At 39.2% G+C, this 12,409-nt stretch carries 10 protein-coding genes and 1 tRNA gene; 3 read left to right on the top strand and 8 right to left on the bottom strand.

The genetic code is table 11. The features are described from left to right. Nucleotides 1-109: 109 nt before the first annotated feature. The 4 genes from A9260_RS13755 to A9260_RS13770 all read right to left on the bottom strand — a co-directional run bounded on the left by A9260_RS13755 (nucleotide 110) and on the right by A9260_RS13770 (nucleotide 5,598). Nucleotides 110-1,504: a TolC family outer membrane protein gene (locus A9260_RS13755; protein ID WP_231892603.1), complete on the bottom strand. Its 1,395-nt coding sequence runs from the start codon at nucleotides 1,502-1,504 to the stop codon at nucleotides 110-112. Between the two features lie 574 nt (nucleotides 1,505-2,078). Continuing rightward, nucleotides 2,079-3,056 (bottom strand): transposase, encoded by a 978-nt coding sequence (locus tag A9260_RS13760; protein ID WP_068699872.1) that lies wholly within the window; start codon nucleotides 3,054-3,056, stop codon nucleotides 2,079-2,081. Between the two features lie 168 nt (nucleotides 3,057-3,224). Then, nucleotides 3,225-3,884, bottom strand: coding sequence for a hypothetical protein (locus tag A9260_RS13765; protein ID WP_156684063.1), 660 nt, complete (start codon nucleotides 3,882-3,884; stop codon nucleotides 3,225-3,227). Nucleotides 3,885-4,083: 199 nt separating this feature from the next. After that, nucleotides 4,084-5,598 (bottom strand): alkaline phosphatase, encoded by a 1,515-nt coding sequence (locus A9260_RS13770; RefSeq protein ID WP_068699877.1) that lies wholly within the window; start codon nucleotides 5,596-5,598, stop codon nucleotides 4,084-4,086. A 1,673-nt stretch (nucleotides 5,599-7,271) separates the two neighbouring features. On the opposite strand from A9260_RS13770, the gene hipB reads away from it, so the two are divergent. Both hipB and A9260_RS13785 read left to right on the top strand, forming a co-directional pair. Further along, the gene (hipB, locus tag A9260_RS13780) at nucleotides 7,272-7,511 is read left to right on the top strand and encodes a type II toxin-antitoxin system antitoxin HipB (protein WP_068699881.1); all 240 of its coding nucleotides are present in this window, start codon (nucleotides 7,272-7,274) and stop codon (nucleotides 7,509-7,511) included. Next, nucleotides 7,511-8,827, top strand: a complete 1,317-nt coding sequence (locus tag A9260_RS13785) for a type II toxin-antitoxin system HipA family toxin (protein ID WP_068699883.1) — start codon at nucleotides 7,511-7,513, stop codon at nucleotides 8,825-8,827. The genes hipB and A9260_RS13785 overlap by 1 nt, the downstream gene beginning before the upstream one ends. A gap of 238 nt (nucleotides 8,828-9,065) precedes the next feature. Here the strand turns inward: A9260_RS13785 and A9260_RS13790 are convergent, their stop codons facing one another. The 4 genes from A9260_RS13790 to A9260_RS13805 form a co-directional block, all read right to left on the bottom strand. Continuing rightward, the gene (locus A9260_RS13790) at nucleotides 9,066-9,707 is read right to left on the bottom strand and encodes a RipA family octameric membrane protein (RefSeq protein WP_068699885.1); all 642 of its coding nucleotides are present in this window, start codon (nucleotides 9,705-9,707) and stop codon (nucleotides 9,066-9,068) included. Between the two features lie 139 nt (nucleotides 9,708-9,846). Further along, nucleotides 9,847-10,116, bottom strand: a complete 270-nt coding sequence (locus A9260_RS13795) for a hypothetical protein (protein ID WP_068699888.1) — start codon at nucleotides 10,114-10,116, stop codon at nucleotides 9,847-9,849. Beyond that, the gene (locus tag A9260_RS13800) at nucleotides 10,116-10,487 is read right to left on the bottom strand and encodes a hypothetical protein (RefSeq protein ID WP_068699890.1); all 372 of its coding nucleotides are present in this window, start codon (nucleotides 10,485-10,487) and stop codon (nucleotides 10,116-10,118) included. Before A9260_RS13800 ends, A9260_RS13795 begins: the two co-directional genes overlap by 1 nt. Nucleotides 10,488-11,247: 760 nt before the next feature. After that, nucleotides 11,248-11,324: transfer RNA gene (locus A9260_RS13805), tRNA-Arg, on the bottom strand. Nucleotides 11,325-11,522: 198 nt separating this feature from the next. On the opposite strand from A9260_RS13805, the gene folD reads away from it, so the two are divergent. Beyond that, nucleotides 11,523-12,377: a bifunctional methylenetetrahydrofolate dehydrogenase/methenyltetrahydrofolate cyclohydrolase FolD gene (folD, locus tag A9260_RS13810; RefSeq protein WP_068699892.1), complete on the top strand. Its 855-nt coding sequence runs from the start codon at nucleotides 11,523-11,525 to the stop codon at nucleotides 12,375-12,377. Nucleotides 12,378-12,409 lie beyond the last annotated feature (32 nt).

Below are 12,409 nucleotides of genomic sequence, written 5' to 3' on the forward strand. Positions count from 1 at the left end.
AAAAACTTCTGTTTGAAACCGAGCAAATTTGCTGATATTCGTTTAAAAACAGAATTTATCGAACCGACCTTTGGCTCTGCTTTCATGCCACATAAAATGTGACATTAATTTAATATAGTACTAATTTCGAGATTTCTAAATCTTCATCTAAAACACTTAAATCGGTTGGCACTTCTTTCCCTTGCAACGTATTGTTGATCTGCTGTAAATCAAACTCAGTTAGCGTCCCAACCGCTCTTTTTAAACGTAAATTATTATAAAGATAGTCATAACGAGCGGCGGAGTACTCAGTGCGAGCGATGAATAAATCTCGGACCGCATCCAGCACGGTAATGCTCGTTGCTACACCAGACTCAAAAGACTGCTCTTTAAATTCCACTGCGGATTCATAAGCTTCAACTGATTTCTTTAATGCCTGAACTTTACTGATCGAACTTGTAACGCCAGTAAATGCATCATGAGTTTCTCGGGAAGTTTGACGCCAAGTTTGCTCTAATTCGTTTCTTGATTTGTGGTAAAGACTTTCCGTTTCGCGAACTCTTGAAGAAACCGAGCCACCTGCATACAAAGGTACTTTTAAACGAATCATGACATCGGCTGTTTCTAACTCACTTTGACCGTCAAATAGTGTGCCTTTTACTTCAGTAATATTGTAGTTCGCCACTAAATCTAGCTCGGGGTAGTGCCCGCCTTTCTGGCTACGAATATCTTCACGCGCCGATTCCAACGCGCTTTGTTTAGCTATAATCGATGGGTTATTCTTTTGAGCATTACTCAACCAACTTTCTACTTGGAAAGGATCCGGTTTAACCAATGCTAACTCTTCTCCAAGAGTCGCCATTGTGGGCGGTACATTACCGGTAATTTCATAGAGCCCTTGCAAAGAATCACGCAACGCATTACCAACTTCAATTTTTCGAGCCTGAGCTTGCAACAATCTTGCTTCTGCATCTAATGCATCGGTTTTTCGAGCTAAACCATTAGCTGCTTGAGTTTTTACAAACTCATTCACCTCTTCAAGAGATTTCACCTCAGCATCAATACCTAAGTAGGTATCACGTCTTTTTAAAACCATGAAATAGGCGCGCGAGACTCGTAGCATTAACTCCTGGCGAACATCTTCTAATTCCGCCGCAACACCCTTTACATCTTGCTTTGCTTGAGCAAATTCAGCCCAGTTGCTGTAGCTATAGATTGATTGGGTCAGAGAAAGGTTAAGCTCATTAGTTGGATAATCTGTTGAATCTCGAGACGATAAAATAGGGTTATCAGTCTTAATGATTTTTTGATAGGTCTGGGTATGACTGAGTTCTAAATCTAAGGTTGGAAGTAGAAAAGCTCGCGCTTGTTCATAGACTTCTTTATCTGCATCATGCTGAGCAATACCCGCACGATATTGAGGGTCATACTCTAAAGCTTGTTGATACACATCGAGTAAATTCTCTGCACTCGCATTCGAGGCCAAAGCCCCGAGCGTTAGCACGCTTAGGAGTTTCCTAATCATTGATTCCATCCCTGCATTCAAACGATCATATCCATCAATCGAGTAATGACGTTACACAAACAAACACACTCGCCAACAGGCAAGCTTATAAAAGTTAATACCGAGTATAGCCACCATTAACAAAACCACACAATAAATAACAACAATTATTAACATTAAGCTTTACAAACGATTCTCATCTCCCTTATTGAGACACAGATCTCCTTAATCGAGACACCCATGATTATTTCAGCTGAGAACAGCTGTAACGGCCAATAGTTAGGCCACCCATGTTAAAGGCAGCATTTAAACTGTATTAAGCCAGTAAAAATGACTTCAAATATGAATATCAATAGAAAAAGCAGTCAAGACGAGCTGAACGTTTATAATCTTGCCACCCATGTTTAAAGGCAGCATTTAAACTGTATTGAGCCAGTAAAAATGACTTCAAATATGAATATCAATAGAAAAAGCAGTCAAGACGAGCTGAACGAAGTATTTTGCTTATTTAAAGCAAGAGCAGAATAATTGAGACAAACAAAATCTACCAAAGCGATGTTTGGCTGTTAAAGAAAGGATATTGGCTCAGATAATGCTAACCAGATTTTAGATACTGACAACATGCGGAGAAATGGCGTCGTCGTTTTTCGAGATGATGACAATAGGACGTTAACTCCTCTAGAGTGCCTACTGGACCATGAAATAACCCACCAAACTCAGTAACGAGTTTAGTCCAATTGTCAGATGGTATGTTCATTCTGGTAAGTAGCTTAGTGCTAGTTTCGCTTATTGAGCCATGCTTATCATTACGAATAATCCGGCCTGTTTCATCCACTAGCATTAGATAATCTTTTAGCGAAAAACCAATCCCATGAGGTTGATTAACTTGCTCACTCCCAAGAAAAGGCAACAAATTTAACGGTTGCTCACCCTTTAAAGCCGCCCGAATACGTAATTGAATACTCGTATGGTCTGATTGCTCAGGAGTTTTAGCCATATTTGCTCTAATCGGGTTCAAATCTACATAAGCCATACATGTTAAAAGTGCGGCATCATCGAGTAATGCTTGTGATTTAAACCGTCCCTCCCAAAACCTTCCTGAGCAGTTATCTTCTTTATTTGCTTGCCTAGCAATAGGTTCATTTAGACAGCGCATAAACCAACTAATATCGCACAATCGGCCTCGATAAATAGCAATTCTATGTTTTAACTGACCCACTTCATGTGACTGAACTAGGTCACCTTTTACAAATCGATGAGTTAATTCATCACCCTTAAATAATTTATGCCATTGGATTAAGACTTCTCGATCTGTCCATTTATTTGCAGTTTCAATATCAATGCACAGTACAACGTGTAAGTGATTCGACATTACGGCAAATGCAGCCACATCAATTGCAAAAACACCTTCAAGCTTCATCAATAACGTTTCAACCCAACCTCGTCTGTGGTCATAGTTTTTACCAGAATATGAATCGTTGCCACAAAGGTATGCCCGCCGAACAACTCGACTACAACAGTGGTAATAAGGAGTGTCTTCAATACTAATCTGAGTTCTGCGAGGACGTGGCATAGTGTTGCTCCAGCATCGGTTACTTACTTCAGTTTAGTCGGTGATGATAAATTGCGCTATTTGGAAATGGGTATTTAGAAAAAGGGTGGCATGAGTAGACTTTGGCTGTCCATATTAAAAATCATTGGGTGTCCATATAAAATCACAAATCTAAAGAGCTGAATTTAATTATTCAGCTCTTTTACAATTTGTTCCCATCGGTATGACGGACATATAGGTGTAATTCGTTGGCTTAGCAAAATCCAATCTGTCGATCGTTTGTTCTACTAAAAATTGATATAAGTAATCTTCACCGCAAGATTCATTGTCTGTATAACCTTTAGCAAACAACTCATTAGCTTGATCTTTTACATTCCAAAAATTAAGTATGTAAGTGGTTAATATACGAGTGCTGTTTTTGGCAGAAGACCCTACAACCGCAAACTTTTTCTCATTAGTTGTTGTACATGAAGTGCCAGATTTATTGCATTTGGTATGAGTTGTACCCGTTTCAACCATTCCATAATCATCAGAAACGTATTGATATGCTTCAAACTTACGCTTCATAACAACCGATGCTCTTATGTCAGGGATAATCCCTTGAGAATCAATTTCTTGTTTAGTAAAAACATGGCTAAAGCCACGTTTATGTAACGCATCTATGGTTGGCTGAATATAACTCTGAGACTGACTATCATTTTGATCATCAACAGTAACAAGTATGTTCTCATCCTTAGCATAAGTAACTTCATGATCCAGCATCGAATATTGATTTGCGTTGATATAACCTGCACAGCCTGACAATACCATTGGCACTAACACTATAAGAAATAATCGTTTTATGTTCATAATGATCTATCTGAATCAATCGTGTATCGATCATACGCCAAAAGTAGCTAAATGAATATTGGTGCAAAATGAATTTGCTATAAGCTTAATTTTGCTAAATAAACAGCTTCAATCTCAACTTATTCCAGATGAGTCAAACATAATAAAAAGGCACACCCTTTCAAGTATGCCTTTTTCATTATCTAAAGATTATTAACAACTATTCTTCAATAACCTCTTTAATGCCATGGAATAGGTGATTATTTTGGAAGTAGTCACCATTTGCACCAGTATGACGGTAATGTGTCGAATAGTTTTCGTCAGTACCGATAACATATTGCGAGAATTTTTCAGCCCCATTGCCTTTAGCATAGAAACGAACAAGCTCGTTGGTGTGTGAGCCACTGTAATAAGCGACCGTTGGCATTTGTTCTGCACCTGGGTTCTCTACACCAGCATAGATAGCTGAATCAGAGGTTTCACCTAGTACATACGCATTACCATGATCAGTAGTGACAATAAGCAGTGTTTCATCCCAGTTACTGTTTGCTTCAACCCAATCATATACCGCTTTTACTGCATCATGGAAATCAACTTGCTCTTCGATAATACCCGCAGTATCTTTACCGTGAGCTGCCCAATCTACCGCTCCGCCTTCAATCATGGCAAAGAACCCGTTCTCATTTTGAGATAGGTAATTTAAAGCACCTACAGACATAGTGCCTAGATCTGGAACAGTAGTCAGTTCAGGACAAGCAAAAGCGGTTTCACGTAAAGTTTCATCCTCACAAGTACGATCATATTGTGTCGTCCAACCTGTTTGGAAAATACCAAGTAGCGGGCCATTCATCATCTCATCTGATGCGATGCCTTGCGCTAGTTGATCAAAACTTTCTTTAGTTTCAATGAAAGTCCAAGGCGTTTCAGAAGTTGCCGAAGTTAACTCACCAGCTTGAAGCTCATTCCAATCGTCTTTACTAATATATCTGAAGTTATAATCAGCCTCTGCTAATTTTTGACCATCACCATCATACATAGGGTGACCACTGCCTATGATAAGATCAGCATGACCATTTTTTAGCATTGAGTTGGCAATTTCATGGTAATTATTACGCGAAATATTATTCGCACCAAATGCAGCAGGCGTTGCATGAGAGAACATTACGCTAGAAATAATACCTGTTGATAGGCCGTGATCATGCGCATACTCAGTGATTTGTTTTTGAGCTACACCACAGTTGTTCACGCCAATCGCACCATTGTATGTTGATTGTCCTGTAGCGATAGCTGTACCAGACGCGGCAGAGTCAGTGTAGTTAGTATTAATGTAATCGTAACCAGCAAAGACCTTGTCACTTTCAATTGGCATCAGTGTGTCATCAGCAGCTTTTTCAGCATCATAGCTAAATCCATCGCCATATTGGTCTGGGTCACAACTGTCGCTTTCATCTGGTGCAGAGTTGCCATTTAGAGCATAAGTCGTCATTGCATAACGAGTATCTAACTCATTGAATGGGTAAGTGTCATTTAATAGCTCACCATGTTGCCAAAAACTGGCGATATCCCAAGCTCCATCACTTGCTCCATCAGTGATCATTAAAATAACGTTTTTAGTTTTATTTACTTGGTCATTTACTTGGTCATTTACTTCATCTGGAGTGCTCTCAGATTGACAGCCAGAAAGAAGAAGTGCGGCTGCAATAGAGGTAGCAAGAGTAGAATTAGAGAGTTTCATTGTTGTTATATCCATTATTTAAAAACTAAATGGAATATAGATTTGTTTTATGTCGTTCTTATTAAAGAAAAATAACGGAAATATTAATGTGAGAAATAAAGATTCGGACACATAAAACCACTAAAAAACATTAAGTTACTCATATGTTAACTAGCATTAATTACAACAAGTGGATCGATAGCATATAATTACAGCAAGCTAATTTATTAACAATCAAACCCCTACCAACCACCAAGAAAACAAACACAGACAACATTCAATTAACTGAAATACAGAGTAATAATGACAACTCAGCTTAACTAAAAAATAAGCAGAACATTTTAAATCTTATGCTTCTTGAAAAATGACAATAAAAATTAACATAAACTAAATAATAGAAGCTTTAAATTATTGAACCAACAAAAAAGAAACGGCTGTTAGTCGTCTAATTAACATTATGCCTCAGGGCTAGATATGGAGTTGAGCAGTTGAATACATTAAAAAGATTCGTATTTAAAAATGGCTTACATGTTTTTTTCTTTTCGGTTTATATGGCTTACTTTTCAACATTTATATTGGACTAAAGCATGGGTTTTCTAGCTCGATTCCAGATGAAAGCTTTACTGCCGCAACAGAGCCAGTTTCAGTATTTACATTCTCTTTATTTATGTTATCTGCATTTATTTTTGTGGCAATTACAACAAGGTTCGGTAAAAAACATAGAGATATAAGTGACAAGCAAAGTTACCTTGTGCGCTTTACAGTACGAATTGTTGAATTCACTTTCGAAATAGGGTGTAGCATAATTGGTACGTTGGTCGGTCTTGCTGTTTCTGCATATATGCTACATTTCCTTGGTGCAATTACAGTCTCTCAGCACAGTATATTATTTGCGTTTGCCGTGGTGGTATTTGCAATTCTCTACGCATTTATGCTTCTAACGATTAGCATGTTTGAGCATGCTAATTGTTATCAATTTGTGCTGAATATAGCATCCATTATTTACATAGCATTTGTGCTATCTCTATTCTTTTATTTTGAACTGTACTTAGCTATTGCTTATTTCGGATCGGCCATGACTTTATTTCTAATTGTACGGCAGGTAAGAAAATGCATTTCTTATACGCAACAGTAGTCTCCCACAAGAACAGTGCTTCTCTATTATTCAACGGTTTACCAACTAACTTTTATTTCGTTTAGTCAAAGCTTTAGGGGATCGAGTGATCGTGATACTTGGTACTAACCTTTCAATACTTTTGCACTAAAGTTGGGCAGGACTAATAGAAATTGATCATTAGAGCACCCACTCTCACACACAACTTATCCTTAAGAGGGTATAATCTTTACTTTATCTCCCGAAAGGGATAAACACTCTTAAAATCACAACATAATTAAAGTTCATTAGGGTCAATCATAGCGGATTCGACTCGATAGCCTCGTGCGACTTGTAGAAAGTAGATGAGGCTCATTTCAAGCTACTCACCAAAGAGCAATTTACTAATAGAAAACAACTACACTATTGGGCTTGTTCAGCAGCCAGATAGAGTGTCGGCTGGGCGACACTTATCCTTATCAGGGTATAAAGGTTGCTTTATCCTTTGTAAGGTATAATACTATCTCTATACCCACTAAAGGATAGCAACCCTTTTATCCTCTCTTGTAGGTATATAACAAGCAGTGAGGAGTGAGTATCTGTGATTTATAGCCCGCAACAATTAGCCAATATTCTACTACTAATTCGTCAAAAAAACGGATGGACCCAGTCTGAGGTAGCGAAAAGAGTCGGTATAAAACAGGCAACTATTTCAAACTTTGAAAATAAGCCTGAAAAAGCAACCATTGCAACTATGTTCAAAATCGTTCAAGCCTTAGACCTAACGGTAAAAGTAGAAGCAAGAGCTAAGAACAAAATTGTTGATGAGGAAGACTGGTAATGCAGCAACTTAATGCTTACATGAATGGAGAACTCGTTGGTACTCTAACCAAGCAAAAGAACGGCTCTCATGAGTTTCAATACGATAGCTCTTGGCTAAACAACGATAAAGCTCGCCCATTGTCTTTATCACTTAAGTTGCAGTTACCTGTGATCACCTCTGATGCAGTTATCAACTACTTCGACAACTTGCTACCCGACAACATTGCAATACGTAATCGAATCGTTTCTCGCTATCAAACCACTTCCAACCAACCGTTCGATCTACTGAAAGAGATCGGTAAAGACAGTGTTGGTGCAATTGCCCTACTCACACCAGAACAGCCATACGTGAATCACGAACTCTCGTATGAATGCCTAAGCGAGGAAAGACTAGAGAAAATCTTAGCAGCTCATAATTCTGATATTCCGTTAGGTATGATCAAAGAAGAAGAGGATTTCCGAATTTCTGTCGCAGGCGCTCAAGAGAAAACCGCACTTTTAAAGGTAGCCGATGATTGGTGCCTGCCAAAAGGCAACACGCCAACGAGTCACATAATCAAATTGCCTATTGGCGAGATCAAGCAACCTAGCTCAACTCTAGATCTTACCGACAGTGTTGAAAATGAGTTTATCTGCATCGAATTAGCTAGAGAGCTAGGCTTTGATGTCCCACAAGTCGAAATCATCAATACAGCGAATTTTAAAGCCATTGCTGTTGAGCGCTTTGATAGACGTTGGGTTAAAAATAATACTCAGCTTTTACGCCTTCCTCAGGAAGATATCTGTCAAGCCAAAGGGATACCATCCTCAATAAAGTATGAAAGTGATGGTGGACCAGGAATCAAAGAGATCATGGAGTTATTAAAAGGGTCTTCTAATGCTTTGCAAGACCAATATAACTTCATGAGATTTCAAGTATTTCAGTGGTCTATAGGTGCGATTGATGGACATGCGAAAAACTACTCTCTCTTTATTGAGAAGCAAGGTAGTTACCGACTGACACCATTTTATGACATCCTATCCGCCTACCCGATTACGGGCAAAAAAGGCCTAGATCTTAGAAAACTTAAGTTAGCAATGGGACTCAAGGCGACTCATGGTAAAAAGCGTCAGATAAGCAAAATCTACGCCCACCATTTCTTGGATACCGCAGCTTCTATCGATTTTAGTACTGAAAAAATGCAGAAAATTTTGGATGGCATACAGATCGAACTTCCTGACGCCATTGAGCGTTTACAAGCTAGGCTTCCAGAAGACTTCCCAATGGAAGTATCTTCTGTGATATTCGAACATTCACTCAAAATGGTTAAAAAGCTTAGCATCACAGGTTCCTAATCATCATCAGATATAATGGAGGAACACTGTTCCTCTATCGCTATAGCGCTTTATTTGATTCGCTATGCCTTATGAGTTTGTTCATCACAAGATTTTGAGCAAAAGGTAAATTACCTTCATTTCAAGCTACTCACCAAAAAGCAATTTACTAATAGAGGACAATTACACGATTGAGCTTGTTCAACACCCAGATAAAGTGTCGGCTGGGCGACACTTATCCTTATTTGTTAAGTGCCGCTTAAAAACCAACGATAAATTCTGGAACTCCAAAACCTTGATATGGAGCAATAGTACATAGCAATAGAATGAACCAGATGCATCCAAGCGCCAAAGCAACATGAATAGGGATACGACTAACAGAGTGTCTTTTCATTATCATATCGCTAATGAAGGATGATGATTTAGCGCCAATTTTTTTCCTTACCATTGAGTTATAGACTTCTTGATCATCATGAAACAGAGCAAATAAAGAACGTCTTTCTTCACTAGAACCCTTTAATTCTAATAGCAATGAGCGCTCAATTCTCGATAAGGCAGCTTCCCAGTATTCTTGCCAAAACTTTGCACCAGAAGCCATCCTAGCTTGATAAAATGATGTCACTAAGCCAACCAAACAGATCATAAAGCTCACGATGGGTACATTATGTGAGGATTGGATGAGCCCCATGAATATTACACCTTGAAATATCATAAAATAATTATTTCTGTGTACTAATTGGGTTATCTCAAAGTTTCGACTCTCTAGAGCAATTTTAAACAGGTGCTTCAAAGCTTTTTCATCACTATTTTTAGGGATGTCGATTGACTCTCTTGTTTGATAATTAATATTGGTTTGTGAATAAAAGTTATTACTTTTTATATCTTTTTCAACTTTTGACATGTACTAATTTTTCCTCAAAATTCCAATAGTTCACGTAGGCACTTAACGCCGAATATAAGGTGCGCCACGATAAACTTACCAAGCGCACCGGACTCCATACCAAAACCGCCGAGTGTAACCCGTCACCTTGATGTTTTTGTTATGTAATTTCACCGTCAACAATCTTTTTTAGCTCTGACTGCCTTCTCACCAAAATTGTCTCAGATAACATTCTTGCAGTTTCTACGGGAGTAAACTTATGCCAACGCCGATCGGTCTTAAAATTAATCTTTACAACGTCATTGTTGATAAAGTCGTGAGCTGCGTCCTCAATGCGACTTGAAATGTCAATGAAGTCATTGCGAAGAGCAACTCCCAAACGCGGTAAACCTATGTCGTTAACTTGCTCAGTCCACTTACGCAAAGTCACTAGGTAATCAATAAAGAAACACAATTCACGCTTGAGCTCTGCTGATAGCCAACGTTCTGATGAGCTTGTACTTGACTCAAGTAACTCAAGAAGTCGTCAAATTGATGTCTATTAGCAAATAACGCGGGATATCTTGGTAATTCTGTACCCTCATGATCCCCTTCGACAACACACATTGTACGCATCGAGTTTGCTAAATTGATTATTTGGTCGTGCGCATCTAGCTTTTTATCCACTATTTTCTCGGCTAGCTTCAATTTGGTTTCTCTTGATTTTCCAAAGTAACCAAAAAGGCCTGTCACAATAGCCCCCAAAAGCACACCGAGAATTGCGAATACAGCACTCGCATTTTTAATTAATAATTCTGCCACTGAAACTCCAAAATTTCGCCATCACATAACATTCTTAATAACAGGCCTGCTCGTCTTTCCACTTACCTAATTTTCATTTAAAATACCATAAGCCACTGAAATATAACGAATATACATCACAATTTGCGTTCTTTCTTTACGTAAAAGCGAGCGTGCGTGTTATCACTTTTTAACAATGCTCGTTATCTTAGGAAGAACCGTATGAATTCTATGATTAACAACAATTTATTTAACCTTCTATCGAATAAACGAGACTGACCCTTCGACAAAGCAAGCCATTGTTCATACTCAAACTGATTTCAGCCCCAATAAACCGTATAAAGACACTGCAAGGGAAGTTGAAGATGGCAAGCCAATTTTCAGAAGAAATTCGACAACATATATGAATGCGGGGGATACTGTCTCAGAACAGACAAAGCCGACTGATATTGAATTAAATGCTTCATTCGCTTCAACAAACTAAAGCATCCAAAATATATGGGGAGAGATAAAGTAACGGATTTACAAACCACCTCGAGTCTTGATTAAAACAGGCTTTTTTTGTTCTCCGCAAAATAATTTTCGGCCGTTTTTGGGAACGCTGTAGCCTCTTTTACCCTTTAGCTACGTTGGTGTTAAGTTCGTTCTCCATCGTGCTAACTGTCTATTTGGCAATCCATGAATCACCAAGGCACGCGCTTACTTGACTACAAACTTATCTACAAACGCCAAAAACGACAAAGGCCTGACAACTTGAAAAGCTGTCAGGCCTTATAGAATGTGGCGCGCCCTGAAGGATTCGAACCTTCGACCACATCCTTAGAAGGGACGTGCTCTATCCAGCTGAGCTAAGGGCGCGTTATAGGGAAAGGATTATACGAGTTGAGAGGCGTTGGTCAACGGGTTTATTTCACATTTAGATCTAAGTGTCGAAAAAAAAGTCAATGACGCTGTATTTGTCTAGAAATCAAAAAGGCAAACGTTTGCTATGTAGCAAAAGTGTTTCTTTTCTGCGACAATGCGCCCAAATATTGAACCGCCTTTATAGGGATAGTCATGACTGCTCAAAATATTGATGGGAAATTGATTTCTCAAACTGTTCGTTCTGAAGTTAAAGCTCGTGTGAAATCTCGCACTGAAGCGGGATTACGTGCTCCAGGTTTGGCTGTAGTGCTAGTGGGTCAAGATCCGGCTTCACAAGTCTATGTGGGCAGTAAACGCCGTGCATGTGAAGAAGTCGGCTTCGTTTCTAAATCTTTTGATCTACCTTCTACGGCAACGGAGCAAGAACTTTTAACACTTATCGATCAGCTTAATGTTGATGATGAGGTTGATGGCATTTTGGTTCAGCTACCACTTCCTGCTGGCATCGACTCAACAGATATTCTTGAGCGTATTATTCCTGAAAAAGATGTTGATGGCTTCCACCCTTATAATGTGGGTCGCCTTGCTCAACGTATGCCTAAGCTGCGTTCATGTACGCCAAAGGGCATTATCACACTTCTCGATCGTTACAATATTCCAACTCATGGTAAGCATGCGGTTATCGTTGGTGCTTCCAATATTGTCGGTCGTCCAATGACACTTGAGTTGCTATTGGCTGGTTGCACAACCACTACTTGCCATCGTTTCACTAAGGATCTTGAAAGCCATGTTCGTCAGGCTGACATTCTTGTGGTTGCAGTGGGCAAACCTAATTTTGTACCGGGCAACTGGGTGAAAGAAGGCGCAGTCGTGATCGATGTAGGCATTAACCGCTTAGAAAGTGGCAAGCTTATTGGTGATGTGGAATTTGATGTGGCCAAGGATAGAGCAAGCTTCATTACCCCTGTACCGGGTGGCGTAGGTCCTATGACAGTGGCAAGCTTAATTGAAAATACCATGATTGCTTGTGAGCGATACGGTAAATAAAAATACATTGAGCGAGGGTTCTCCTCGCTCAA

The sequence above is a fragment of the Vibrio sp. UCD-FRSSP16_30 genome (assembly GCF_001676025.1).
GTDB lineage: Bacteria > Pseudomonadota > Gammaproteobacteria > Enterobacterales > Vibrionaceae > Vibrio.

Coding starts and splice junctions, on each gene's coding strand:
- A9260_RS13785 (WP_068699883.1), top strand. CDS start 7,511: ATGCAGCAACTTAATGCTTACATGAATGGAGAACTCGTTGGTACTCTA.
- A9260_RS13770 (WP_068699877.1), bottom strand. CDS start 5,598: ATGAAACTCTCTAATTCTACTCTTGCTACCTCTATTGCAGCCGCACTT.
- folD (WP_068699892.1), top strand. CDS start 11,523: ATGACTGCTCAAAATATTGATGGGAAATTGATTTCTCAAACTGTTCGT.
- A9260_RS13760 (WP_068699872.1), bottom strand. CDS start 3,056: ATGCCACGTCCTCGCAGAACTCAGATTAGTATTGAAGACACTCCTTAT.
- A9260_RS13790 (WP_068699885.1), bottom strand. CDS start 9,707: ATGTCAAAAGTTGAAAAAGATATAAAAAGTAATAACTTTTATTCACAA.
- A9260_RS13755 (WP_231892603.1), bottom strand. CDS start 1,504: ATGATTAGGAAACTCCTAAGCGTGCTAACGCTCGGGGCTTTGGCCTCG.
- A9260_RS13765 (WP_156684063.1), bottom strand. CDS start 3,884: ATGAACATAAAACGATTATTTCTTATAGTGTTAGTGCCAATGGTATTG.